This is a genomic window from Caballeronia zhejiangensis (assembly GCF_000698575.1).
In the GTDB taxonomy this organism is placed as follows: domain Bacteria; phylum Pseudomonadota; class Gammaproteobacteria; order Burkholderiales; family Burkholderiaceae; genus Caballeronia; species Caballeronia zhejiangensis.
Genome location: NZ_JFHD01000017.1, coordinates 106420 through 131000 on the forward strand (window position 1 = coordinate 106420; position 24581 = coordinate 131000).

Sequence of the window (24581 nt, forward strand, 5' to 3'; positions counted from 1 at the left end):
GCCATTATAGCCAATCGACCCCGCGCGCCCGACGCACGTTCCCGGTTGGCGCGATAATCGGTTTCCGGCTCCAGAACATCCGATTTCAGGAGACATGCATGGAAGACGCGAAGCATTTCATCGATAACCGCTGGATCGCGGCATCGGGCAACGAGACGATTCCGGTCGTCGATCCGTCCGATGGCCAGGTCTTCGCGCAGATCGCGCGGGGCACCGCGGCGGACATCGACCGCGCGGTCGCCGCCGCCCGCGCGGCCTTCGACGGCGGCTGGGGCGCGACGAGCGCGGCGGAACGCGGGCGCATCCTCGCGCGCCTGTCGATGCTGATCGGCGCGTGCCACGAGGAGATCGCGCAGGTCGAGGCGCGCGACACCGGCAAGCCACTGAAGCAGGCACGCGCCGACGCCACCGGCATCGCGCGCTATTTCGAGTTTTACGCGGGCGCCGCCGACAAGCTCCACGGCGAAACCCTGCCCTATCAGCACGGCTACACCGTGCTCACGATCCGCGAGCCGCACGGCGTGACCGGGCATATCGTGCCGTGGAACTATCCGCTGCAGATTTTCGGGCGCAGCGTCGGCGCGGCGCTCGCCACGGGCAACGCGTGCGTCGTGAAGCCGGCGGAGGACGCGTGCCTGTCGCTGTTGCGCATCGCGGAACTGGCGGCGGAAGCCGGCCTGCCGGATGGCGCGCTCAATATCGTCACCGGATACGGTCACGAAGCGGGCGCGGCGCTCGCGCGGCATCCGGGCATCGATCACATCTCGTTCACCGGCTCGCCCGCGACGGGCGCGGCCGTCACCAAGATGGCCGCCGACAATCACGTCCCCGTCACGCTGGAACTCGGCGGCAAGTCGCCGCAAATCGTATTCGCCGATGCCGATTTCGACGCCGCCCTTCCCGTGCTCGTCGCCGCGATCGTGCAGAACGCCGGACAGACGTGCTCGGCGGGCAGCCGCGTGCTGATCGAGCGCGCGGCGTACGAACCCTTGCTGGATCGTCTCTCGGAGGCGTTCGCGGCGCTGAAGGTCGGTCCGAGCAAGCTCGATCTCGACTGCGGCCCGCTCATCAGCGCGAAGCAGCAGCAGCGCGTGTGGGATTTTCTGTCCGATGCACAGCACGACGGCATTCCGATGGCCGCGCACGGCGAAGTCGTCGGCGATGCGCCCGAAGCGGGCTTCTATCAGGCGCCGACGCTGTTGCGCGACGTCCCGCCGACGCATCGTCTCGCGCGCGAGGAAGTGTTCGGCCCGGTGCTCGCCGCGATGCCCTTCGACGACGAAGCCGACGCGCTCCGACTCGCCAACGGCACCGACTACGGGCTCGTCGCCGGCATCTGGACCCGCGACGGCGCGCGTCAGATGCGGCTCGCGCGCCGCGTGCGTTCCGGACAGGTGTTCATCAACAACTACGGCGCGGGCGGCGGCATCGAATTGCCGTTCGGCGGCGTCAAGCATTCGGGACACGGACGCGAGAAAGGCTTCGAGGCGCTGTACGGCTTCACGACGCTCAAGACCATCGCCATCAAACACGGATAAGGAGACACGCATGCGACTGCAAGGCAAAACCGTCATCGTGACGGGCGGCGGCTCGGGATTCGGCGAAGGCATCGCGAAGACGTTCGCGCGTGAGGGCGCGAACGTCGTCGTCAACGATCTGAACGGGCCGGCCGCCGAGCGCGTCGCGAGCGAGATCGCGCTCGCATCGTCGCCGGAGGTGAAGCACGGCCGCGCGATCGCCGTTCAAGGCGATGTGACGCAGCGCGCCGACTGGCAAACGCTCTTCGATGCCGCGATCGGGGACTTCGGCAGCGTGCAGGTCGTCGTCAACAACGCGGGCACGACGCACCGTAACAAGCCCGTTCTCGACGTCACCGAGGCCGAATTCGACCGCGTCTACGCGGTGAACGTGAAGAGCATCTATTGGAGCGTCGAGCAGTTCGTGCCGTACTTTCGCGAACGGGGCGGCGGCGCGTTCATCAATATCGCGTCGACGGCGGGCGTGCGGCCGCGTCCGGGACTCGTCTGGTACAACGGCAGCAAGGCGGCGGTCATCATCGCGAGCAAGGCGCTCGCGGTCGAACTGGGCGCGGACCGCATCCGCGTGAACTGCATCAATCCGGTGATGGGCGAGACCGCCCTGCTCTCCGAGTTCATGGGCATGGAGGACACGCCCGAGAACCGCCGCAAGTTTCTCGCGACGATACCGCTCGGCCGGCTTTCGACGCCTCAGGACATCGCCAACGCGGCGCTTTATCTCGCATCCGACGATGCGGAGTTCATCACCGGCGTCGCGCTCGAAGTGGACGGCGGACGCTGCGTCTGACGCTTGCCCGCGCACGCCGCGCGCCGCGTGCGGCGGGCGCGGGCATCGGTGCTTTCCCTAGCAGAAACGGGCGTTTTGCGGTGCGGCCGACGGGCTAGAATCCTTACGCGCCTGTAATCGCGAGCGGGCCCGTCCGCTCGCCTGGCGCACACAAAAATATTGGAGACAAGCATCATGGCCAGCACCGCCAAACCCATGCCGCGCCCCGGCGCGGGCACGCCTTCCGCGTTCGAGGAGGCCACTTACCGAAAGGTCGTCTGGCGTCTCGCGCCGCTTCTGCTGATCTGTTATGTGGTGGCGTATCTCGACCGCGTGAACGTCGGCTTCGCCAAGCTGCAGATGGCCGCCGATTTGCAACTGTCGGATGCCGTGTACGGCTTCGGCGCGGGCATTTTCTTCTTCGGCTACTTCATCTTCGAGATTCCGTCGAACATCATCTTGCATCGCGTCGGCGCGCGCGTGTGGATCGCGCGGATCATGATTACGTGGGGCGTCATTTCGGCGCTCACGATGTTCATCACCACGCCGACGATGTTCTACGTCATGCGCTTTCTGCTCGGCGCGGCGGAAGCGGGCTTCTTCCCCGGCATCATTCTTTATCTGACGTACTGGTTTCCGGCGCAGCGGCGCGGGCGCATCACGACGCTGTTCATGACGGCGATCGCGCTTTCGGGTCTGATCGGCGGGCCGATCAGCGGCTGGATCATGGATGCGTTCCACATGAAGAACGGCTGGCACGGCTGGCAATGGCTGCTGCTGCTCGAAGGCATTCCGTCGATCATCGTCGGCATCGTCGTGTTCCTGAAGCTCGACGATCGTATCTCGAAGGCTTCTTGGCTCACGCAGGAAGAACGCGAACTGCTCGAACGCAACATCGCGGCGGATAACGTCCAGAAGGAAGATCTGTCGCTGGGCAAGATCTTGTCGAGCCCGAAGGTGTGGCTGATGAGCATCATCTACTTCTCGTTCGTGATGGGACTGTATGGCGTGAGCTTCTGGCTGCCGACGATCATCAAGTCGATGGGGATCAAGGATGCGCTGCATGTCGGCCTGCTCTCCGCGATTCCTTATGGCGCGGCGGTGATCGGCATGCTGTACGCGGCGCGCAGCGCGGATCGTTCCGGCGAGCGTCGCTGGCATATCGCGATTCCGGCGTTGATCGGTGCGATCGGGCTGGTGCTGTCGGTGGTGTGGTTCAACAACACGACGCTCGCGATGCTCGGCCTCACGCTCGCCACGATGGGCATTCTCACGACGCTGCCGCTGTTCTGGAGTCTGCCGACGGCGTTTCTTGCCGGCACCGGGGCGGCTGCGGGTATTGCGATGATCAACTCGCTTGGGAATCTTGCCGGGTTTTTGAGTCCTTATCTCGTGGGGTGGTTGAAGCAGGTCACTGCTTCTAATTCGAGTGGGATGTATATGCTCGCGGGTTTTCTCGTTCTTGGGGCTGTGCTTGTGCTTAGTGTGCCGGCGCGGTTGGTTAATCGGTAAGGTTGCGTTCCGCTTTCTTTTTCGCGGAAGCCTGTGATCGCGTCGGTCTGCTGGCACTGCCCTTGTGCAGGGCAGTCCCAATAGACCGACGCGTAATCGCGAGCCGGCGAAAAAGAACGAAACCCGCACCGCAACGATGCACATCCCCCGTGCATGCACCAAAACCTCGCCCGCTAACCCCCATCCCCCGAAGTAAAACTTCCCTGCGATTCCCCGCAAACCCCCGCCATTAGGGCAAAAGACCCCAATTGGCATACCCCTTGCAGAACGCTCCGAGCAATCGTCATTGCTCAAACAACCACATCGGCAAGGGGAACACAGAAATGAAACGACGCAGTCTGCTGAAGTTCGGCTCCATGTCGGGCGCGCTCGCCCTTGCGGGCCAACTTCCGATCACGAAAGCCCACGCCGCCGATACCGGTCCGATCAAGGTCGGCATCCTCCATTCGCTGTCGGGCACGATGGCGATCTCCGAGACGTCGCTGAAAGACACGGCGCTCATGACCATCGCCGATATCAACAAGAGCGGCGGCGTCATGGGCCGGCAGATTCAGCCCGTCGTCGTCGATCCCGCTTCGAACTGGCCGCTCTTCGCCGAGAAGGCGCGTCAGCTTCTCACGCAGGACAAGTGCGCGGTCGTGTTCGGCTGCTGGACCTCGGTGTCGCGCAAGTCCGTGCTGCCGGTGTTCGAGGAACTCAACGGCCTGCTCTTCTACCCCGTGCAGTACGAAGGCGAAGAGATGTCCCGCAACGTGTTCTATACGGGCGCCGCGCCGAATCAGCAGGCGATTCCCGCCGTCGAATATCTGATGGGACCGGAAGGCGGCAGCGCCAAGCGCTTCTTCCTGCTCGGCACCGACTACGTGTACCCGCGCACGACCAACAAGATCCTGCGCGCGTTCCTTCACTCCAAGGGCGTGAAAGATGCAGACATTCAGGAGGTCTACACACCGTTCGGACATAGCGACTATCAAACCATCGTCGCGAACATCAAGACCTTTGCCCAAGGGGGAAAGACGACTGTCATCTCTACGATCAACGGCGATTCGAACGTACCGTTCTACAAGGAACTCGGCAACCAGGGCCTGAAAGCGACGGACGTGCCTGTCGTCGCGTTCTCGGTCGGCGAAGAGGAACTGCGCGGCATCGACACGAAACCGCTCGTCGGCCATCTTGCCGCATGGAACTACTTCATGTCGGTGAAGAACCCGAACAACTCGAAGTTCGAGAAGGAATTCTTTGCGTACGCAAAGGCGCAGAACCTTCCGGGCGGCGACAAGCGCGTCACCAACGATCCGATGGAAGCGACCTTCGTCGGCATCCACATGTGGAAGCAGGCCGTCGAAAAGGCGAAGAGCGCCGATGTCGACAAGGTCCGCACCGCGATGGTCGGTCAGACCTTCGCCGCGCCTTCCGGCTTCACGCTGACGATGGACGGCAACCATCATCTGCATAAGCCCGTGATGATCGGCGAAATTCGCGGCGACGGTCAGTTCAACGTCGTCTGGAAGACGAAGACCGCCATACGCGCGCAGCCGTGGAGCCCGTATATCGCGGGCAACGAGGGCAAGCCGGATGTCGTCAGCTCGATTCCCGCGTTCCTGCGCCGTCAGCGTGTGCGTGTCGCGTAACGCGTGACGTCGATGCAGCGAGGCCGCGCGTTTCATGCGATGCGCGCGGCCTTTCGAGTTCTAACGGAAAGGCCCACATGACCGGCTCCCTCAAGCGCGCGCTCTTTGCGCTCATCCTCGCGATGACGTCGCTCGCGGCCCACGCGCTCACCAACGACGATCTCGCCCCGCTCGCCGGCGACGACTTCGAAGCCAAGACCGCCGCCATCGACAAGCTCATTGCCAATGCCGATGCGCCTTCCATCGCCGTGCTCGGCGCGCTGTCCGATGGCTCGCTCGTCGCGACCGATAACGGTCACGTCTACATTCAGACCGATGACGGCACGAAGGACGCGATCACCGGCAAGACCGCCGAAGCGCCTGATGCGCAACCGATCACGCTGAACAATCTGCTGCGCACGAAGGTCGCGGGCGCGTTGTCGGGGCTGCAGCTCGCATCGCCCGATACGGCCAAACGCCGCGACGCCATCGCTGCGTTGCTGAAGAACCCGGACGCATCGATGAAGCCGATGATCGACCGAGCCCGCGCAATCGAAAAGGATTCCGAACTAAAGAAGCGCCTCGACACGCTCTGGGCGATGACCGCGCTGCACGATCCCGACGTGAACAGGCGTCTCGAAGCCGCGCAACTCGTCGCGGCGCGCCATGACCTCGACATGTACGAACTGCTGCGCCCGATCGTCGCGAAGAAGGCCGACGGCACGTTCAACGAACCCGACGAACGCGTACGCAACGCGGCTCAGGAAGGCATCTACGCACTCGATTCGATTCAGCGCCGCAGCGAAATCTTCGGCACGATCTTCGCGGGCCTCTCGCTCGGCAGCGTGCTGCTGCTCGCGGCGCTCGGGCTTGCGATCACATATGGGCTGATCGGCGTCATCAACATGGCGCACGGCGAGTTCCTGATGATCGGCGCCTATGCGACCTATGTCGTGCAGAACCTCGTGCAGCATTACGCGCCCGCCGCGTTCAACTGGTATCCGCTCTTCGCGGTGCCTGCGTCGTTCATCGCCGCGGGGCTCGTCGGCATCGTGCTCGAAAGGCTCGTGCTGAAGCATCTCTACGGACGTCCGCTCGAAACGCTGCTGACGACCTTCGGCATCAGCCTGATCCTGATTCAGGCGACGCGCACGCTCTTCGGCGCGCAGAACGTGCAGGTGACGAATCCCTCGTGGATGAGCGGCGGCGTCACCGTGATGCAGAACCTCATCCTCCCGTACAACCGTCTGACGATCCTCGCGTTCTCGCTCGCCGTCGTCGCGATCGCGTGGGGCGTGCTCACGAAGACGCGCCTCGGCCTCTTCGTGCGCGCGGTGACGCAGAACCGCCGCATGGCCGCGTGCGTCGGCGTCAAGACAGCGCGTGTCGATTCGTACGCGTTCGCGTTCGGTGCGGGCATCGCGGGACTCGGCGGCTGCGCGCTCTCGCAGATCGGCAACGTCGGGCCCGATCTCGGCCAGAGCTACATCATCGATTCGTTCATGGCGGTGGTGCTCGGCGGCGTCGGCCAGCTCGCGGGCACGGTGATCGGCGGCTTCGGGCTCGGGCTCGTCAGCAAGGCGGTCGAGCCGTTCTGGGGCGCGGTGCTCGCGAAGATCGCGGTGCTCGTGCTCATCGTGTTGTTCATCCAGAAGCGTCCGCAGGGCATGTTCGCCCTCAAGGGCCGCAGCGCGGAGGCTTGAGACATGACCGCCTCGACCAATGTCGGCACGAACCTCGACGTCACGCCGCAACCCGATCCGGGCGCCGCGCGCGCGGGCTTCGCGCTCGGCCTGCCGCCGCGCGCCGCGCTCTTGCCGAAGAAAGGCTGGCTCGCGTTGATCGCGCTCATCATCGCGATGGTGATCTTCGTGCCCGTCAGCGCGCTCGTGCTGCCGGAAACGAGCACGTTCCATCTCTCGGCTTATGCGATGACGCTCGTCGGCAAGCTCATGTGCTACGCAATCGGCGCGCTCGCGCTCGACCTCGTATGGGGCTATTGCGGCATTCTGAGCTTGGGCCATGCGCTTTTCTTCGCGCTCGGCGGCTACGCGATGGGCATGTACCTGATGCGCTCGATCGGCCGCGAGGGGACGTATCAAAGCGATCTTCCCGACTTCATGGTGTTTCTCGACTGGCACAAGCTGCCGTGGTACTGGGAGGGCACGGAACATCTCTGGTATGCGCTGTTGCTCGTCGTCCTCGTGCCTGGCGTGCTTGCGTGGGTGTTCGGCTTCTTCACGTTCCGCTCGCGCGTGAAGGGCGTGTATCTGTCGATCATCACGCAGGCGATGACCTTCGCCGCGATGCTGCTTTTCTATCGCAACGAAACGGGCTTCGGCGGCAACAACGGCTTCACCGACTTCAAGCGCATCGCGGGCTTTCCAATCACGCATCCGGGCACGCGCACCGCCCTCTTTCTCATCACGTTCGCGGTGCTCGTGCTCGCGTTTCTCGCGGCGAGATGGATCGTCACGTCGAAGCTCGGGCGAGTGGTCACCGGCGTGCGCGACGGCGAAGCGCGCCTGATGTTCCTCGGCTATAGCCCGCTCGCGTACAAGCTCTTCATCTGGACGGTGTCGGCGGTGTTGTGCGGCATCGCGGGCGCGTTGTATGTGCCGCAGGTCGGCATCATCAATCCGAGCGAGATGTCGCCCGCGAACTCGATCGAAATGGCGATCTGGGTCGCGGTCGGCGGACGCGGCACGCTGATCGGACCGATCGTCGGCGCGTTCGCCGTCAACGGCGCGAAGAGCTTTTTCACCGCCTATTTCGCGGAGTATTGGCTGTTTTTCCTCGGCCTCATCTTCACGCTCGTGCCCTTGCTTCTGCCGAACGGCATCATGGGACTGATCGATCTCGCGCGCCGCAAGAAGGCGCATGGAGACGCTGCCGAATGACTGCACATAACGCATTGATCGTGGATTTGCCGCCGATTCCGGAGACGAGCCACAAGAACATCAACGTGTCGTCGGGCCTGGGGCATGTGCTCGCGCCCGGCGAGATCGATGTATCGCACGGCACGATCCTCTATCTCGAGGACGTCACCGTGAGCTTCGACGGCTTTCGCGCGCTGAACAAGCTGACGTTGTCGATCGATGTGGGCGAGTTGCGCTGCGTGATCGGTCCGAACGGCGCGGGCAAGACGACGATGATGGATGTCATCACCGGCAAGACACGTCCCGACGACGGCAAGGTTTTTCTCGGGCAGACGTTCGATCTGACGCGCATGTCGGAGCCGGTGATTGCGCGCACGGGCATCGGGCGCAAGTTTCAGAAGCCGACTGTGTTCGAGAATCATCCGGTGTGGGAGAACCTCGAACTCGCGATGAAGACGGACAAGCGCTGGTTCGCATCGTTGAGGGCGCGGCTGGATGGTGCCGCGCAGGCTCGCATCGAAGAGACGCTCGAGCTGATTCGCCTTCAGCATCAGGCGACGCGGCTTGCGGGCGAGTTGTCGCATGGGCAGAAGCAGCGGCTCGAAATCGGCATGTTGTTGATGCAGCAGCCTGCTCTCTTGCTGCTCGATGAGCCTGCGGCCGGCATGACCGATCATGAAACGATGGAACTCGCGGAGTTGCTCAACAAGCTGCGTGGGTCGTGTTCGATGATGGTCGTCGAGCATGATATGGAGTTTGTTGCTGCGCTTTCGGGGGATAGCGGGAAGGTTACTGTTATGGCTGAGGGGAGTGTTCTTGCCGAAGGCACGCTCGATGACGTCAAACGGGACGAGGCCGTTATTGAGTCTTATCTTGGGCGTTAGTGTTTTATGTCGGCGTGGGTCGTCGTGCAAGCCTGTTTTCTTAGTGGTCGATTAGCGTTGCCCCTGTGCGGGGCAGTGCTAATAGACCGACGCGATCACAGGACTCCACGCAAGCGTAAGCAAACAAGCGCAGACCAAGAGACAAAGCAAATGCTAGAAGTCGAAAACCTGAACCAATACTATGGCGGCAGCCACATCCTCCGCGATGTGAAACTCACCGTCCCCGATGGAAAACTCACCGTCCTGCTGGGCCGCAACGGCGTGGGCAAAACGACGCTCCTTCGCTGCCTGATGGGTGTCGTCCCGACAAAAAGCGGCACCATCGCCTGGCGCGGCAACAAGCTCTCCTCGATGCCCACCCACGCGCGCGTCGCAAACGGCCTCGCCTACGTGCCGCAAGGCCGCGACATCTTCGGCCGTCTCACCGTCGAAGAAAACCTGCTCGTCGGCGCAGCGAGCCGCAAAGCGCCATCGAAGATTCCCGATCACATCTACGCGCTGTTCCCCGTCCTCAAAGACATGAAGAACCGCCGAGGCGGCGATCTCTCCGGCGGTCAACAACAGCAACTCGCAATCGGCCGCGCGCTGATGAGCGAGCCGCAACTGCTCATCCTCGACGAGCCGACCGAAGGCATTCAGCCATCGATCATCCGCGATATCGGCCGAACGCTTCGGCAACTCGTCGACGAAATGGGCATGACGGTCCTGCTCGTCGAGCAGTATTACGACTTCGCGCGCGAACTCGCCGATCGATACTGGGTCATGAGCCGCGGCGAAATCGTCGCGGGCGGCGCGGGCTCGGAAATGGACGCGCATGGAGTGCGCGAGCTGATCGCCGTATGATCGAGGCTCCGCTCTAGAAAAACGCATCGCTCATGCACCACGAATCGCACGCAACACTCGCCGATCCGAACATCTGGCGCGGCTCGCTCGAACTCGGCTACGCGCGTCAGCACGGCCGCACCGTCTGCGTTCATCGCAAGCACGAAGGCCCATTGCGGCTGCAACGGCCGCTCTATCCCGAAGGCGATATCTGTCATTCGGTGATCGTGCACCCGCCCGGCGGCGTCGCGGGCGGCGATCGTCTTTCCATCGACGTTCGTCTGCACCAAGACACGCACGCCGTCATCACGACGCCCGGCGCGACCAAGTGGTACAAGGCCAACGGCAAGCTCGCGACGCAGCGCATCGATATCGATCTCGCCGCGCACGCCAGGCTCGACTGGCTTCCGCAAAACAACATCGTGTTCGAATCGTCGAACGTCGAACTCGAATTCAACCTGACACTCGATGAAGGCGCGAGCGCGATCGGCTGGGACGCAATGCTGCTCGGGCGCGCCGCCGCCGGCGAAAAGTGGACGCAAGGGCAAATCAAGGCGACATCGCGTATCGCGCATCGCAATGGTTCGACGCTCTGGTTCGAACGCACGCTGCTCGATGCGCGCGATCCGCTGCGCGACTCCGCTCAAGGTCTCGCGGGCTTCCCCGCTTACGGCACGCTCTGGGCGATCGGCCCCGCATGCGACGATGCCCTCGCCGAGACCCTCGCCGCACATCTTCCCTTCGACGATGAGCTCCGCGCGGGCGCATCGTGCGTCGCGCCGGGCGTGCTGATCGTGCGCGCGATCAGCCGCTCCATGGAACCGCTGCAAAACGCACTCACCGATTGCTGGTCGCGTCTTCGTCCGCTCGTGCATGGCGTCGATGCGCGACCTCTGCGTTTGTGGACTACCTAGTACGCACCAACGAAGCGCACGCGTCTGCACATCCGTTGTGCGCGGCGATATATGCGTAACCGGCAAACGCTGACAGCATAAGAAATAGGCATCGATGGCACGACTCTCGCTTTAAGCCTTCGCTCGAGAGCCGCGCATTCCAACGCGGCCGTTCAAGACCGAAGGATCATCGATGCTCACGACTTTTTCCCGCACGCGGCGCACCGCACTCGTCGCGCTGCTGCTTTCCCTCGCGCCTCTCGCCGCGCATGCCGACGCGCTCGACACCATCGCGAAGAACGGCACGCTGCGCGTCGCCGTGCCCGAAGACTATCCGCCCTTCGGCTCGGTCGGCGCCGACATGAAACCGCAAGGCTACGACGTCGACATGGCCGCGCTGCTCGCCAAGTCGATGAACGTGAAGCTCGAACTCGTGCCCGTCAACAGCGCGAACCGCATCCCGTATCTGACGACCAACAAGGTCGATCTCGTGATCTCGTCGCTCGGCAAGACGCCGGAACGCGAGAAGGTGCTCGACTTCTCGACGGCTTACGCGCCCTACTTCCAAGGCGTGTTCGGCCCCGCCGACATCAAGGTGACGAGCCCCGCCGATCTCACCGGCAAGACCGTCGGCGCCACGCGCGGCGCGCTCGAAGAGATCGCGCTCTCGCAGATGGCGCCCAACGCGACCATCAAGCGCTTCGAGGACAACAACGCGACCATCTCGGCCTTTCTCTCGGGACAGGTGCAACTGATCGCGGCGGGCAACATCGTCGCGGCGGCGATCCTGTCGAAGAATCCGCCGCGCCGGCCGGAAGCGAAGTTCATCATCAAGGATTCGCCGTGCTTCGTCGGCATGAACAAGAACGAGCCGCGCCTGATGTCGAAAGTGGACGACACCATCGCGCAGGCGAAGAAGGACGGCACGCTCAACACGATGTCGAAGAAGTGGTTCAACCAGCCGCTGCCCGCGACCCTTTGATCGGGAGCGCGGCATCGTATGGCCTATGAACTTCAATTCGCCGATCTCGCGCAGTACGCGGGCATGTTCGCGAGCGGCGCGGCGACCACGCTCGCGCTGACCGCCGTCTCGACGGCGCTCGGCGTGTCGGTCGGCGTGCTCGGCGCCGCCGCGCGCAACAGCCGGCATGCGTGGCTCGCGGCGATCGTCGGCGCCTATGTCGAAGCGGTCCGCAACACGCCGTTCATCGTGCAACTGTTCTTCGTATTCTTCGGCCTGCCCGCGCTCGGCATTCATCTCAGCGAATACGTCGCGGCCATTCTCGCGATGACGCTCAATCTCGGCGCGTACTCGATCGAGATCGTGCGCGCGGGCGTCGCCGCCGTGCCGAAGGGTCATCTCGAAGCGGCGGCATCGCTCGCGATGTCGCGTGGCGAGACGTTCCGTCATGTCGTGTTGCCGCAAGCGCTCGCCAAAGTGTTCCCCGCATTGACGAGCCAGATCGTCATCACGATGCTCGGCTCGGCGGTCGTCTCGCAGATATCGGTGCCCGATCTCACGTATGCCGCGAGCTATATCCAGTCGCGCAACTTCCGCGCGTTCGAGACGTGCTTCTTCATCACGGCCGCGTATCTCGTGATGGCGCTCGCTCTGCGCGCCGCATTGAACGCCATGGGCAAGCGCTTTCTGATGAATCACCGGAGCGCCGCGCGATGATCGAATTCACGCTCGCGCAGATCTTCGAGAACCTGCTGCTCGCGGCGCGCTGGACCGTCGTGCTGTCGATCGTGTCGTTCGTGCTGGGCGGCATCGTCGGCTTCGTGCTGCTCGTCATGCGCGTGTCGAAATCGCAAGTGCTGCGCATGCTCGTCAAAGGCTATATCCAGCTCTTTCAGGGCACGCCGCTTCTCATGCAGTTGTTCCTCGTGTTCTTCGGCCTGCCCTTGCTCGGCATCGACGTGTCGCCGTGGCTCGCGGCGAGCGTCGGTCTCACGCTCTTCACGAGCGCGTATCTCGCGGAGATCTGGCGCGGCGCGGTCGAAGCGGTGCCGAAGGGCCAGTGGGAAGCATCGTCGTCGCTCGCGATGAGTTACATGGAGCAGCTTCGTCACGTGATCCTGCCGCAAGCGACGCGCATCGCGGTCGGCCCGACGGTCGGCTTCGCGGTGCAGGCGGTGAAGGACACGGCGCTCGTATCGATCATCGGCTTCACGGAACTGACGAAGGCTGGCACGATGATTTCGAACGCAACTTTCCGGCCGTTTCTCGTGTATGGGCTCGTCGCCGTTATCTACTTCTTGCTTTGCTATCCGCTGACGCGCTATGCGCGCACGCTCGAAAGGAAATGGAATGCCGCTCGTTGAAACCCGCAATCTTCAGAAGCAGTTCGGCGCGAATCAGGTGCTGAAGGGCATCGACTTCGCCGTCGAGCGCGGACAAGTCGTGTCGATCATCGGGCGCAGCGGCTCGGGCAAGAGCACGTTGCTGCGCACGCTCAACGGTCTGGAGAGCATCGACGAAGGCTCGATCGAAATCGACGGCGAGCATATCGATGCGCGTCATGCCGACCTGCGCGCGCTGCGGCTGAAAGTCGGCATGGTGTTTCAGCAGTACAACCTCTTTCCGCATCTCACCGCGGGCGAAAACGTGATGCTCGCGCAGACCGTCGTCAGGAAGATCCACAGGGCGAAGGCGCGCGCGACGGCGCATACCGTGCTCGAACGCGTCGGTCTCGGCGACAAGTTCGATGCTTTTCCCGATCAGCTTTCGGGCGGTCAGCAGCAACGCGTCGCGATCGCGCGCGCACTTGCGATGAAGCCGACCGTGCTGCTCTGCGATGAGATCACATCGGCGCTCGATCCCGAACTCGTCGGCGAAGTGCTAGCGGTCGTCGAAGACCTCGCGCGCGACGGCATGACGCTCATCATGGTCACGCACGAAATGCGCTTCGCGCGCAAGGTGAGCGACAAGGTCGTGTTCATGCATCAGGGGCGCGTGTGGGAATCGGGCACGCCGGACGCCATCTTCGAGCGGCCGTCGACCGTGGAGTTGCAGCGCTTCATCCAGTAAGCCGAAAGCCTACCGAAAGCCCCTTAAAAGCGCATGAGACGCGGCATTCCGGTGCTAGCATTGCAAAGCCCGAAACACTTTTCTCCATAGAAGAAGCCCATGAAACTCACGCCCAGAGAAAAGGACAAGCTGCTGATCTTCACAGCGGCCCTGCTCGCCGAGCGTCGCCGCGCGCGCGGCCTCAAGCTCAATCATCCGGAAGCGGTCGCGTTCATATCGGCGGCATTGATGGAAGCGGCGCGCGACGGCAAGACCGTCGCCGAAGTCATGCACTACGGCACCACGCTGCTCACGCGCGACGACGTGATGGAAGGCGTGCCCGAGATGATTCCCGACATCCAGATCGAAGCGACCTTCCCCGACGGCACCAAGCTCGTCACCGTTCATCATCCGATTCCCTGACATCATGATCCCCGGCGAATATTTCATCGACGATGGCGAGCACGAGCTCAATGCGGGCCGCGAGACGGTTACGGTCGTCGTCGCGAATCATGGCGACCGGCCGGTGCAGGTCGGCTCGCACTTCCACTTCTACGAAGTCAACGCGGCGCTCAAATTCGAGCGCGAGAAGGCGCGCGGCTTCCGATTGAACATCGCGGCGGGCACGGCAGTCCGCTTCGAACCCGGTCAGGAACGCACCGTCGAACTCGTCGCGCTGGCCGGCGATCGCCATGTGTACGGCTTCAACGCGCTCGTCATGGGCCCGCTCTAAAAAAGGACAGATATGACGCTACGCATCGGCCGCCGCGCTTATGCGGAAATGTTCGGCCCGACCACCGGCGACCGCGTGCGCCTCGCCGACACCGATCTCATCATCGAAGTGGAACGCGACTTCACGACCTACGGCGAAGAAGTGAAGTTCGGCGGCGGCAAGGTGATTCGCGACGGCATGGGCCAGTCGCAGCGCCCCGCCGCCGACGTCGTCGATACCGTCGTGACCAATGCGCTGATCCTCGATCACTGGGGCATCGTGAAGGCCGATATCGGCATCAAGGGTGGACGCATCTTCGCCATCGGCAAGGCGGGCAATCCGGACATTCAGCCGAACGTGAACATCGCGATCGGCGCGGCGACGGAAGTGATCGCGGGCGAAGGCATGATCGTGACGGCGGGCGGCGTCGATACGCACATTCACTTCATCAGCCCGCAACAGATCGACGAAGCGCTCGCGAGCGGCGTCACGACGATGCTCGGCGGCGGCACCGGCCCCGCGACCGGCACCAACGCGACAACCTGCACGCCGGGCCCGTGGCACATGGAGCGCATGCTGCAGGCCGCCGACGGCTGGCCCGTCAATCTCGGCTTTCTCGGCAAGGGGAACGCGAGCCTGCCGGAGCCGCTGATCGAGCAGGTGAAAGCGGGCGCGATCGGCCTGAAGCTGCACGAGGATTGGGGCACGACGCCCGCCGCGATCGACAATTGCTTGAGCGTCGCCGACGACACCGACACGCAAGTCGCCATCCACACCGACACGCTGAACGAAGCGGGCTTCGTCGAAACGACCATCGCCGCGTTCAAGGGCCGCACGATCCACACGTATCACACAGAAGGCGCGGGCGGCGGCCATGCGCCGGACATCATCAAGGTCGCGGGCGAATCGAACGTGCTGCCCTCTTCCACGAATCCGACGCGCCCCTACACCGTCAACACGCTCGATGAGCATCTCGACATGCTGATGGTGTGCCATCACCTCGATCCGTCGATCGCGGAAGACATCGCGTTCGCGGAATCGCGGATTCGTCGCGAGACCATCGCGGCCGAAGACATCCTTCACGATCTCGGCGCGCTGTCGATGCTTTCTTCGGATTCCCAAGCAATGGGCCGCGTCGGTGAAGTCATCATTCGCACATGGCAGACCGCGCACAAGATGAAGGTGCAGCGCGGCGCGTTGCCCGAAGACAGCGCGCGTAATGATAATTTCCGCGCGAAGCGCTATGTCGCGAAGTACACGATCAATCCGGCAATCACGCACGGCATCGCGCATGAAGTCGGCTCGATCGAGCCGGGCAAGTGGGCCGATCTGGTGTTCTGGGAACCCGCGTTCTTCGGCGTGAAGCCCGCGATGATCGTCAAGGGCGGCATGATCGCGGTCGCGCAGATGGGCGACCCGAACGCGTCCATTCCGACGCCGCAGCCGGTGCATTATCGCGAGATGTTCGCGACGCGCGGCGGCGCGCTTGGCAAGACGTCGCTGACATTCGTATCGCAGATGGCGATGGAGGCGCGCATCGCGGATCGTTATGGCTTGCAAAAGCAGATCGTCGCGGTCAGGAACTGCCGCAATGTGACGAAGGCCGACATGATTCACAATGCATGGCAGCCGTCCATCAGCGTCGATCCGCAGACCTATCAGGTGATCGCCGACGGACAATTGCTCACATGCGATCCCGCCACCGTTCTGCCGATGGCGCAGCGTTACTTCTTGTTCTGATATGCGTACCATCGACAAACGTCTGACCGCGAAGCTTGCCGACGTCCTCAAAAAACGCGCGCCCACGCTGACTCTTCCCTTCGATGCGCGCTGCAAGAGCCGCCTCGCCGCCACGCTCGACAACGGCGAGGAAGTCGCCCTCGTCATGCCGCGCGGCACCGTGCTCGCGGATGGCGACATGCTCGTCGCCGACGACGGCGGCTTCGTGCGCGTCGTCGCGGCGGCGGAGGACGTGCTCATCGTGCGTGCGCCGAGCGTGCGTCTCTTGACGCGTGCGGCCTATCACCTCGGCAACCGGCATACGCCGGTCGAAGTCGGCGCGGAGTATCTGAAGCTCGAAGCCGATCCCGTGCTCGAAGACATGCTGAAGCGCTTAGGCGTGCTCGTCGCGCACGAATCGCAGCCGTTCCAGCCCGAAACGGGCGCGTACGGCGGCGGACACAAGCACGGCCACGACGAGACGTTCAGCGAGGACTACGCGCTCGCGCAGAAGGTATTCGACGAGCATCACGGGCACGATCACGATCATTCGTCGTGCGGCCACGATCATAGTCACGATCATAGTCACGATCACGGTCATCATCACCACGGCCATGCGCATCGCTGAGCTCACCGCGCTGTTGCATCTCGCGTCGCCGGCATTGCCGATCGGCGCGTTCAGCTATTCGCAAGGGCTCGAAGCGGCGATCGAGCACGGCCTGATCCACGACGGCGACAGCGCGCGCGACTGGATCGCGAGCGGCCTTTCCAGCGTGCTCGCGCGCGGCGAATTGCCGATGCTCGCGCATCAGATCGAACACTGGCGTTCGCACGACGAAGCCGCGCTGAGCGCCGCGAACGATGAATACATCGGGAGCCGCGAATCGGCGGAATTGAGACGCGAAACGGAGCAGATGGGCTGGTCGCTCGCGCAGTTGTGCGTGTCGCTCGAATGGGGCGACGAAGCACGCCGCGCGACGCTCGCCGCGATCAAGCCGATCGCGCAGCCGACCGCCTTCGCGTTCGCCGCGTTCGCGTACGATGCGGCACCCGACGCCGCGCTCGCGGCCTACGCATTCAGCTGGGTCGAGAATCAGGCGGCCGCCGCGCTCAAGGCCGTGCCGCTCGGCCAGCTCGCGGGACAGCGCATCATCGTCGCGTTGCGCGAGCCGATCGATGCCGCCGTGCGCCGCGCGCTCGATACAGCGCCTGAACAGATCAACACCTTCGCGCCGCAGCTCGGCGTTTTGTCCGCGCGGCACGAATCGCAATATTCGCGGCTTTTCCGCTCCTGAACCGACACTCCATGAACGCTCCCGCTTACTCTTCCGCCGCTCGCCGAACCAAGAAACTGCCGCCGTTGCGTGTCGGTGTCGGCGGGCCGGTCGGCTCCGGCAAGACCACGCTGCTCGAAATGCTCTGCAAGGCGATGCGCGAGAAATACGATCTCGTCGCCATCACCAACGATATCTACACGAAGGAAGATCAGCGCCTGCTGACCGTCGCGGGCGCGCTGCCGGCCGAGCGCATCATGGGCGTCGAGACGGGCGGCTGCCCGCATACGGCAATCCGCGAAGATGCGTCGATCAATCTCGAAGCCGTCGATCGCATGGTGTCGAAGTTTCCGGATGCGGATATCGTGTTCATCGAATCGGGCGGCGATAACCTCGCGGCGACTTTCAGCCCCGAACTCTCCGATCTGACTATCTACGTGATCGATGTCGCGGGCGGCGAGAAGATTCCGCGCAAAGGCGGGCCTGGCATCACGAAGTCGGATCTGCTCGTCATCAACAAGACCGATCTAGCGCCTCACGTCGGCGCGAATCTCGACATCATGGCGAGCGACGCGAAGAAGATGCGCGGCGAGCGGCCCTTCGTGATGTGCAATCTGAAGGCGCTCGATGGGCTCGACGAAGTCATCCGCTTCATCGAGAAGAAGGGTTTGCTGCTGGCTTGAGGCGGAAAATCGCGTGACGACAACGCGTTACGGCAGCGCGATCGAATTCGATATCGAGACCGCGTTCTCGCCGACCTGCACGAAGTCGCGCTTCATCGCGACTTGCCATTGCAGGAAGTTGCGGCTGTTCGATTCGCCGGGAAGCATCCAGTCGTGCAGCTCGATGATGATGACCGGAAACATGTTCAGCGCATCGCAATGGCGCGAGAACAGGTCGGCCTCCGCGCCTTCGATATCGATCTTCAGGATGAACGGCGTCGTGCCGGACGGCATCACGTCTTCGAGCGTGAGCGCATCGACGGCATAGCCTTTCTCGGTGGGCTGCTCCGCGGTGCGAAACGCCCACTCGCCGCCGCCCGGATCGTTCAGATAAAGCGTGCCGCGCTTGGCCGCGATCGCGGCGTTGAGCGGTTTGATCGACGGAAACGCCTGTGCATTCTTGTTGAGCAGCGCGAAATTCGATATATCCGGCTCGATGGCGACGATCTTCGCTTTCGGATAAGTGAGCGCGTGCCACACTGCGGCGGCGCCGATGTTGGCGCCCGCATCGACGATCAGCGGATTTTCGCAAGCCTCATAGAACGCGGCGATTTCCTTCGCGCGCATGAGATGATCCGTCGCGTATTCGCGAAGAAAGAAGATCTGCCGACAAACCGAGCGATCCGCCGGACAAGGCCGGTATTCGAAGCGCCGATTGCCGGGAAGAATCAGGCCATGCGCGCCGTAACGGACGGTGCCCCATGCATCGGTCGGTCCTGGGGATGGCCGCAGCAGGCGCAACAGTCTTGGCGGCAACATGTCCTTGACGACGGACTTGATGAGATCTTGCATGCGCGTCCTCGAAGAAAATTGGAAGCACGTTCGCAGGCACCCGGCCGCTTGTTATGCGTTCGAAAGGATCGGCTCGAGGAAGTTCATTATCCTCCGAACTTACTTCGCAAGATTCATCTGAGGAAAAGCGCAGTTGGCGGCAGGAAACAGCGAGATCGCGTCGGATCACTTCGCCGCTTCGCTGTCCTCTTCAAGCAGCGCGCTCAGCACGCTCACGGTACGCTCCGTCGCGCCGCGATGCCGCGCCGCGAACGCCGAAGCCGCCGCGCTCATCGCGAGACGCCGCGCCTTGTCGCCGAAGATCTCGCGCAGACCGCGCGCGAGTTCCTGCGGATCCTGCACGCGCAACGCCGCGCCCGCCGCGATCGCATCGTTCGTCGCCTGCGTGAAGTTGAACGTGTGCGGGCCGATCAGCACCGGCACACCTGCCGCGCATGCTTCGATCAGATTCTGCCCGCCGAGCGGCAACAGACTTCCGCCGATGAACGCCAGATCCGCGGCCGCATAATACGCGCCGAGCTCGCCCATCGAATCGCCGAGCAAGACCTGCACGCTCGCCGGCAACGGCTCGGGCACGTCCGCGCCCGAGCCCGCCGCGACGGGCTTCGGCGCCCACACCGACCGGCGCGCGCTCGTCAGCCCGAGACTCGCGATCAGCGCGGACACTTCGTCGAAACGCTGCGGATGACGCGGCACGAGAATCAGCAACGCATCGGGCACGTTGAGGGCCGAGAATGCGCGCAGCACGAGCGTTTCCTCGCCCTCGCGCGTGCTCGCCGCGACCCACACGGGCCGCTCGCCGATCGCCGCGCGCCACGCGTGACCGCGCGCGATCAGTTCGGGCGGCGCGGTCATGTCGAACTTCAGATTGCCGAGCACGGCGACATTGCGCGCGCCGAGCGCGGTGAGCCGCTCGGCATCGGACGGCGTCTGCGCGAGCACACGCGAAAAGCCGCCAAACACCTCGCGCACCGCGCGCCCGAACTTCGCCGCGCGCCGGTACGAACGTTCCGACATGCGCGCGTTCGTCAAGACGAGCGGCACGTCGGCGCGTTTGCATTCGTCGATGAGCGTCGGCCAGACTTCCGTTTCCATCACGATGCCGAGCGACGGCCGCCACGCGCGCAGAAAGCGCCGCACGAGAATGGGCAGATCGTAGGGAAGATAGCTGCGCAACACGCGGTCGCCGAAAAGCTCGACGCCGGTGGCGCGGCCGCTCGGCGTCATGTGCGTGAGCAGCACGCGCGCTTCGGGATGCGCTTTCATCAGCGCGTCGATGAGCGGCTGCGCCGCGCGCGTCTCGCCCACGGACACCGCGTGCACCCAGATGAGCGGCGCGAGATCGTCGGCGCGGCGCGGCGCGATGTGGCCGAAACGCTCGCCGATATGCTCGCGATAACCGCGCTCCTTTCGCGAACGGATGTAGAGCCGCAGCACCGCGAGCGGCGCGACGAGCCACCAGAGCGCGCGATAGACGAGCCGGAGCACGGAAGCCGATGCGCCCGGCGTAGCGGCGGACGAGGCGGCGCCGCTCAAACGAGCGCCCGGCCCTTCAGGCGTTCGAGAATGCCGAGCGGCGCGTGATCGGGGCGCGCCATCGCCTTGACGGGCAGGAAGAAGGTCTGCTCCATCATGAACTGGCCGGACATCACCGCATGCGAGGTGTGATCGGAGAAGCAGACCCACACCGAGCCGGGCGGAAACGGCATCGTCTCCTGCGGCGAATTTTTCTGATAGTCGAGATCGGCTTTCATCGCATCATGCAGATGCAGCATCAGATGGTCGTACTCGCTGCGCGGCGACTTCGTGATGTGCAGCAGATTCATCAGCCACGCCGAGCCGGGCGCCTGCGCCTTGATGCCGGGCAGGAAACGCTTCGCCATGTCCTCGAACGGCTCGCCGACGCGCCACACGCGCGGCGCGCCTTTCGGATTGATGTTCGTGAACACGCGCAAGATGCGCTCGCCGTGCGTTGGCCGCGACGGGAAGGCATCGACGTGAAGACGGGCATCGTCCTTTCGCCAGGATGTTTCGCGCGTCTCGACCTGACGCAGCCTGAGGCTCGTGGGCGCGACGCGCAGCTTTCCGTCGTATTCGAGAAAGAGCCCGTCGACGAGCGAACGCGCATGATCCTGATAGCGCTTGATGAGCGAGCGCACCGCCGACTGCATCACGCTGTCGCCGAGCACGCCGTTTAACGCGCCGCCGTTGGGCGCGAGGCTGATGTTCTTGCGCTTCGGATCCGCGATGCCCGGATCGAGCAGCGAAAGCTCGCCGCCTTCGATCGGAAAGCGCAGGTTGGGGAAATACAGCACTTTGCCGTTTTCGACGCCGGCGAGCAGCGTCTCGCGCGGCACGGACAGGTTCTTGCCTTGCCAATCGCCCGAGGCGACTTCGATGATTTGAGATTCCGTCATGTGTCTACGACCTTGAGTTGCCCGCACACAGCGCAGCGCGGTGAAAACTACAGCAGGCCGAAGCCCGCGAGCGCGGTCTTCACTTCGGAAAGCGTCGGATGCCGGCTCGCGTCGCCGAGATTGACGACGTTCGGCGACCAATAGCCGCCGGTGCGCCATGCGGTCGAGAAATTGTACAACTCGACGGTCGGGCGCTTCAGCGCCGCGGCAATATGCACCAAACCGGTATCGACGCCGACGGTCGCCGCGGCACCGTCGATCAGCCCGACGACCGCGGGCAGCGACATCTTCGGCGGCACGATCGCGGCCGCGCCGAATTCCTTCGCGAGCTTTTCGCTCGTTGCGCGTTCGGCCTCGCTGCCCCACGGCAGCACGATCGACGCACCGCGCGTCACGAGCGCTTGGCCCAGTTCGATCCACGCGGCTTCGGGCCATTGCTTGTCGGCGCGCGAGGTGGCGTGCACGAACACGACGTAAGGCACGGGAAGATTCAGCCCGAGCGCGGAGACGGCGAGCGTCGCGCGTCGCGTGTCGAGGCCGAAGTCGATGTCGTCGGTCGTTTGCGGCTTCGGCAGGTCGAGCGCCGCCGCCACGAGTTGCCGCGTGCGCTCGACGACGTGCGTGCGCGGTTCGATCGGCACGCGCCGGTCGTAGAAAAAGCGCACCGGCCATTCGTAGCCCGCGCCGTCGGTGCGATTGCCGAGGCCGACGAGCGGCCCGCGCGCCCAGCTCGCGACCCACGCGGTCTTGATGAGACCCTGGCAGTCGATGACGAGATCGTATTTTTCGGCGGCGAGTTCGCGCTTGAACTTGCCGATTTCGCGCCAGTTCGCCGGCGACGTGAACGCCTTGCGCCAGCGCCTGAGCGAAAACGGAATCGCGCGGCGCACGCCGTGTACGAGTTCGACGAGACTCGCGAAACTTTCCTCGACGAGCCAGTCGATTTGCGCATCGGGATAGCGGCGGCGGATGTCGGCGATGGCCGGCATGTTGTGGACGACGTCGCCAAGCGACGACACGCGGACGATCAGGATCTTTTGCACGCTGAGATGGAGAAGCGCGGACGGCGCGGCGCGGTGAGCAGGAAAACGGGGATTTTAGCGCGGCGCGTTCATCGGATAAGCAAAAAAAGCGGCGCAATCGATTCGATTGCGCCGCTTTTCACCGGGCATCGAGTGACGCCCGCAATACTTAAAACGGCAACTGCGCGTCCGGCTTCTCCGCCAGAATCACCCGACGAAAATCTTCCTGAATGCGCTTCAGCGCCGCGTCGTTGTCCGCTTCGAAACGCATCACGACGACCGGCGTCGTATTCGACGAACGCGCCAGCCCGAACCCATCCGGGTACTCGACACGCAGACCGTCGATCGTCAGCACGTCGTCCGCGCCAGTGAACTTCGCCGATTTCTGCAGACGCGCGATCAGCTCGAAATTCTCGCCCTCCTGCAACTTCAATTGCAGTTCAGGCGTGGAAAGCGAATTCGGCAGATCGTTGAGCAGCTTGCTCGGATCGGCCACGCGCGACAGGATTTCGAGCATACGCGCGCCGGTGTACAAACCGTCGTCGAAGCCGTACCAGCGATCCTTGAAGAACACGTGACCGCTCATTTCGCCCGCGAGCGGCGCGCCCGTTTCACGCAGCTTCGCCTTCACAAGCGAATGGCCGGTCTTCCACATGACCGGCTCGCCGCCCTGCTCGCGCACCCACTTCGCGAGATTGCGCGTGCACTTCACGTCGTAAATGATCTGGCCGCCCTTGTTGCGCGACAGCACTTCCTGCGCGAACAGCATCAACTGGCGATCCGGATAGATGACCTGCCCGTCCTTCGTGACGACGCCGAGACGGTCGCCATCGCCATCGAACGCAAAGCCGACTTCCGCGTCCGTTTCCTTGAGCGCCTTGATGACGTCCTGCAGATTCTCCGGATGCGCCGGATCCGGATGATGATTCGGGAAGTTGCCGTCGATCTCCGTGAAGAGTTCGACCAGCTCGCAGCCGAGCGCCTTGAAAAGACGCGGCGCGAGACCGCCCGCGACGCCGTTGCCCGTATCGACGACGATCTTCATCGCGCGCACCGGCTTCACGTCCGACACGATGCGGTCGAGATACATCTGCGACACGTCGAATTCGGTGTACGTGCCTTCGCCCGTCGTGAAGTCGTTATCGACGATGCGCTTGTACAAGCCTTGGATCTGATCGCCGTAGATGGCCGCGCCGCGCAGCACCATCTTGAAGCCGTTGTAGTCCGGCGGATTGTGGCTGCCCGTCACGACGATGCACGAATCGACGCGACGCTCGCCCGAAGGCAACGGCAGCGGCACGCTCGCCGCGAAGTAGCCGACCGGAGTCGGCACCATGCCGATATCGACGACATCGACGCCCGCCGCGCGCAGGCCATCCGAGAGTGCGCCGACGAGTTCGGGACCGGAGAGACGACCGTCGCGCGCGACCACGACCGAATCGCCGCCCTGCTTTTTGATCTCGCTGCCGAACGACTGGCCTATGCTCCTAGCGACGTCCTTGTCGACCGTCTTGCCGACGATCCCGCGAATGTCGTAGGCCTTGAAAATGGATTGGGAAACTTGGCTCATGAGATGGCTACCTCCTCTCTATTAATTGATGGTTTCTCGGCGATGCAGCCATGAGGGCATGCAGGTCGTGACGGTTGGCGCGCCGCTGCAATGCACAGCGCGCGCGAACGACTGCCAGATGACGTATCGAATTCTGCCTATGCGTCTGGTAAACCAATACGAAAGAAACAATTCGAAGCAAATGGATGCAAAACCGGCGCAGCGGGCGGCCCACGGATCGCACTTATAATCGCTGTCTTTCGGCGCTCTGGTGGTTGCGCTCGCTCTGACGAAGCCGGTTGGAGCGTGCGCGTTCATTCTAATCCAATGCTCAAACGCCCTTTCGCCTCGATGCCTTCGAATGAGGCGCGTCTGCGTGCAAACACACAAAACTTGACCGATCGCTCGTTTGCGCGAGGCGGTCAGGCTTGGGTAGCACGCGCCGTGCCCGATTACGCCG

Annotated in this window: 24 protein-coding genes; 19 read left to right on the top strand and 5 right to left on the bottom strand. The window is 63.6% G+C overall.

Annotated elements, in window-relative coordinates; all coding sequences use genetic code 11:
- Window positions 1–98: 98 nt before the first annotated feature.
- From BG60_RS21195 to ureG, 19 genes are all read left to right on the top strand, one after another.
- A complete protein-coding gene (locus BG60_RS21195; RefSeq protein WP_008342457.1) occupies window positions 99–1538 on the top strand; it encodes an aldehyde dehydrogenase family protein in 1440 nt (479 codons plus the stop codon).
- A 10-nt stretch (window positions 1539–1548) separates the two neighbouring features.
- The gene (locus tag BG60_RS21200) at window positions 1549–2325 is read left to right on the top strand and encodes an SDR family oxidoreductase (protein WP_034472743.1); all 777 of its coding nucleotides are present in this window, start codon (window positions 1549–1551) and stop codon (window positions 2323–2325) included.
- 174 nt (window positions 2326–2499) lie between these two features.
- Complete coding sequence (locus BG60_RS21205; protein WP_008342460.1) at window positions 2500–3816, top strand: MFS transporter; 1317 nt, start codon at window positions 2500–2502, stop codon at window positions 3814–3816.
- 323 nt (window positions 3817–4139) lie between these two features.
- Entirely contained in the window at window positions 4140–5447 is a 1308-nt protein-coding gene (gene urtA, locus BG60_RS21210; protein WP_008342462.1) for an urea ABC transporter substrate-binding protein, read from the top strand.
- A 77-nt stretch (window positions 5448–5524) separates the two neighbouring features.
- Window positions 5525–7129, top strand: a complete 1605-nt coding sequence (gene urtB / locus BG60_RS21215; protein WP_008342464.1) for an urea ABC transporter permease subunit UrtB — start codon at window positions 5525–5527, stop codon at window positions 7127–7129.
- A gap of 3 nt (window positions 7130–7132) precedes the next feature.
- Window positions 7133–8326, top strand: coding sequence for an urea ABC transporter permease subunit UrtC (urtC, locus tag BG60_RS21220; RefSeq protein ID WP_034472746.1), 1194 nt, complete (start codon window positions 7133–7135; stop codon window positions 8324–8326).
- On the top strand, window positions 8323–9189 hold the full coding sequence (urtD, locus tag BG60_RS21225) for an urea ABC transporter ATP-binding protein UrtD (RefSeq protein WP_008342468.1): 867 nt from the start codon (window positions 8323–8325) through the stop codon (window positions 9187–9189). Before urtC ends, urtD begins: the two co-directional genes overlap by 4 nt.
- A gap of 150 nt (window positions 9190–9339) precedes the next feature.
- Complete coding sequence (gene urtE, locus BG60_RS21230; RefSeq protein ID WP_008342470.1) at window positions 9340–10032, top strand: urea ABC transporter ATP-binding subunit UrtE; 693 nt, start codon at window positions 9340–9342, stop codon at window positions 10030–10032.
- A gap of 32 nt (window positions 10033–10064) precedes the next feature.
- Window positions 10065–10925 carry an urease accessory protein UreD gene (locus BG60_RS21235; RefSeq protein ID WP_034472749.1) on the top strand — a complete coding sequence of 287 codons (861 nt, stop codon included), beginning with the start codon at window positions 10065–10067 and terminating at the stop codon, window positions 10923–10925.
- Between the two features lie 172 nt (window positions 10926–11097).
- A complete protein-coding gene (locus BG60_RS21240) occupies window positions 11098–11886 on the top strand; it encodes a transporter substrate-binding domain-containing protein (protein ID WP_008342474.1) in 789 nt (262 codons plus the stop codon).
- A gap of 18 nt (window positions 11887–11904) precedes the next feature.
- The gene (locus BG60_RS21245; RefSeq protein ID WP_034472752.1) at window positions 11905–12582 is read left to right on the top strand and encodes an amino acid ABC transporter permease; all 678 of its coding nucleotides are present in this window, start codon (window positions 11905–11907) and stop codon (window positions 12580–12582) included.
- A complete protein-coding gene (locus BG60_RS21250) occupies window positions 12579–13229 on the top strand; it encodes an amino acid ABC transporter permease (protein WP_008342479.1) in 651 nt (216 codons plus the stop codon). The genes BG60_RS21245 and BG60_RS21250 overlap by 4 nt, the downstream gene beginning before the upstream one ends.
- A complete protein-coding gene (locus BG60_RS21255) occupies window positions 13216–13935 on the top strand; it encodes an amino acid ABC transporter ATP-binding protein (RefSeq protein WP_034472754.1) in 720 nt (239 codons plus the stop codon). Before BG60_RS21250 ends, BG60_RS21255 begins: the two co-directional genes overlap by 14 nt.
- Window positions 13936–14034: 99 nt before the next feature.
- Window positions 14035–14337, top strand: coding sequence for an urease subunit gamma (locus tag BG60_RS21260; RefSeq protein ID WP_008342482.1), 303 nt, complete (start codon window positions 14035–14037; stop codon window positions 14335–14337).
- A gap of 4 nt (window positions 14338–14341) precedes the next feature.
- Window positions 14342–14647 carry an urease subunit beta gene (locus BG60_RS21265; protein ID WP_008342484.1) on the top strand — a complete coding sequence of 102 codons (306 nt, stop codon included), beginning with the start codon at window positions 14342–14344 and terminating at the stop codon, window positions 14645–14647.
- A gap of 12 nt (window positions 14648–14659) precedes the next feature.
- Window positions 14660–16366 (top strand): urease subunit alpha, encoded by a 1707-nt coding sequence (gene ureC, locus BG60_RS21270; RefSeq protein ID WP_034472756.1) that lies wholly within the window; start codon window positions 14660–14662, stop codon window positions 16364–16366.
- Window position 16367: 1 nt separating this feature from the next.
- Window positions 16368–16973: an urease accessory protein UreE gene (ureE, locus tag BG60_RS21275; RefSeq protein ID WP_034472758.1), complete on the top strand. Its 606-nt coding sequence runs from the start codon at window positions 16368–16370 to the stop codon at window positions 16971–16973.
- Entirely contained in the window at window positions 16960–17640 is a 681-nt protein-coding gene (locus BG60_RS21280) for an urease accessory protein UreF (RefSeq protein ID WP_034472759.1), read from the top strand. Before ureE ends, BG60_RS21280 begins: the two co-directional genes overlap by 14 nt.
- Window positions 17641–17651: 11 nt before the next feature.
- Window positions 17652–18302: an urease accessory protein UreG gene (gene ureG, locus BG60_RS21285; RefSeq protein ID WP_034472760.1), complete on the top strand. Its 651-nt coding sequence runs from the start codon at window positions 17652–17654 to the stop codon at window positions 18300–18302.
- A 27-nt stretch (window positions 18303–18329) separates the two neighbouring features.
- On the opposite strand, the gene BG60_RS21290 is transcribed toward ureG, so the two are convergent.
- The 5 genes from BG60_RS21290 to BG60_RS21310 form a co-directional block, all read right to left on the bottom strand.
- Window positions 18330–19133, bottom strand: a complete 804-nt coding sequence (locus BG60_RS21290; protein WP_034472761.1) for an FkbM family methyltransferase — start codon at window positions 19131–19133, stop codon at window positions 18330–18332.
- 165 nt (window positions 19134–19298) lie between these two features.
- The gene (gene waaA / locus BG60_RS21295; protein ID WP_034472822.1) at window positions 19299–20621 is read right to left on the bottom strand and encodes a lipid IV(A) 3-deoxy-D-manno-octulosonic acid transferase; all 1323 of its coding nucleotides are present in this window, start codon (window positions 20619–20621) and stop codon (window positions 19299–19301) included.
- A 44-nt stretch (window positions 20622–20665) separates the two neighbouring features.
- The gene (locus BG60_RS21300) at window positions 20666–21550 is read right to left on the bottom strand and encodes a Kdo hydroxylase KdoO (protein WP_034472762.1); all 885 of its coding nucleotides are present in this window, start codon (window positions 21548–21550) and stop codon (window positions 20666–20668) included.
- A 47-nt stretch (window positions 21551–21597) separates the two neighbouring features.
- Window positions 21598–22593 carry a lipopolysaccharide heptosyltransferase I gene (waaC, locus tag BG60_RS21305; protein WP_034472764.1) on the bottom strand — a complete coding sequence of 332 codons (996 nt, stop codon included), beginning with the start codon at window positions 22591–22593 and terminating at the stop codon, window positions 21598–21600.
- Between the two features lie 148 nt (window positions 22594–22741).
- On the bottom strand, window positions 22742–24142 hold the full coding sequence (locus BG60_RS21310) for a phosphomannomutase/phosphoglucomutase (protein WP_034472767.1): 1401 nt from the start codon (window positions 24140–24142) through the stop codon (window positions 22742–22744).
- Window positions 24143–24581: the final 439 nt, after the last annotated feature.

Coding starts and splice junctions, on each gene's coding strand:
- BG60_RS21195 (WP_008342457.1), top strand. CDS start 99: ATGGAAGACGCGAAGCATTTCATCGATAACCGCTGGATCGCGGCATCG.
- BG60_RS21200 (WP_034472743.1), top strand. CDS start 1,549: ATGCGACTGCAAGGCAAAACCGTCATCGTGACGGGCGGCGGCTCGGGA.
- BG60_RS21205 (WP_008342460.1), top strand. CDS start 2,500: ATGGCCAGCACCGCCAAACCCATGCCGCGCCCCGGCGCGGGCACGCCT.
- urtA (WP_008342462.1), top strand. CDS start 4,140: ATGAAACGACGCAGTCTGCTGAAGTTCGGCTCCATGTCGGGCGCGCTC.
- urtB (WP_008342464.1), top strand. CDS start 5,525: ATGACCGGCTCCCTCAAGCGCGCGCTCTTTGCGCTCATCCTCGCGATG.
- urtC (WP_034472746.1), top strand. CDS start 7,133: ATGACCGCCTCGACCAATGTCGGCACGAACCTCGACGTCACGCCGCAA.
- urtD (WP_008342468.1), top strand. CDS start 8,323: ATGACTGCACATAACGCATTGATCGTGGATTTGCCGCCGATTCCGGAG.
- urtE (WP_008342470.1), top strand. CDS start 9,340: ATGCTAGAAGTCGAAAACCTGAACCAATACTATGGCGGCAGCCACATC.
- BG60_RS21235 (WP_034472749.1), top strand. CDS start 10,065: ATGCACCACGAATCGCACGCAACACTCGCCGATCCGAACATCTGGCGC.
- BG60_RS21240 (WP_008342474.1), top strand. CDS start 11,098: ATGCTCACGACTTTTTCCCGCACGCGGCGCACCGCACTCGTCGCGCTG.
- BG60_RS21245 (WP_034472752.1), top strand. CDS start 11,905: ATGGCCTATGAACTTCAATTCGCCGATCTCGCGCAGTACGCGGGCATG.
- BG60_RS21250 (WP_008342479.1), top strand. CDS start 12,579: ATGATCGAATTCACGCTCGCGCAGATCTTCGAGAACCTGCTGCTCGCG.
- BG60_RS21255 (WP_034472754.1), top strand. CDS start 13,216: ATGCCGCTCGTTGAAACCCGCAATCTTCAGAAGCAGTTCGGCGCGAAT.
- BG60_RS21260 (WP_008342482.1), top strand. CDS start 14,035: ATGAAACTCACGCCCAGAGAAAAGGACAAGCTGCTGATCTTCACAGCG.
- BG60_RS21265 (WP_008342484.1), top strand. CDS start 14,342: ATGATCCCCGGCGAATATTTCATCGACGATGGCGAGCACGAGCTCAAT.
- ureC (WP_034472756.1), top strand. CDS start 14,660: ATGACGCTACGCATCGGCCGCCGCGCTTATGCGGAAATGTTCGGCCCG.
- ureE (WP_034472758.1), top strand. CDS start 16,368: ATGCGTACCATCGACAAACGTCTGACCGCGAAGCTTGCCGACGTCCTC.
- BG60_RS21280 (WP_034472759.1), top strand. CDS start 16,960: ATGCGCATCGCTGAGCTCACCGCGCTGTTGCATCTCGCGTCGCCGGCA.
- ureG (WP_034472760.1), top strand. CDS start 17,652: ATGAACGCTCCCGCTTACTCTTCCGCCGCTCGCCGAACCAAGAAACTG.
- BG60_RS21290 (WP_034472761.1), bottom strand. CDS start 19,133: ATGCAAGATCTCATCAAGTCCGTCGTCAAGGACATGTTGCCGCCAAGA.
- BG60_RS21300 (WP_034472762.1), bottom strand. CDS start 21,550: ATGACGGAATCTCAAATCATCGAAGTCGCCTCGGGCGATTGGCAAGGC.
- BG60_RS21310 (WP_034472767.1), bottom strand. CDS start 24,142: ATGAGCCAAGTTTCCCAATCCATTTTCAAGGCCTACGACATTCGCGGG.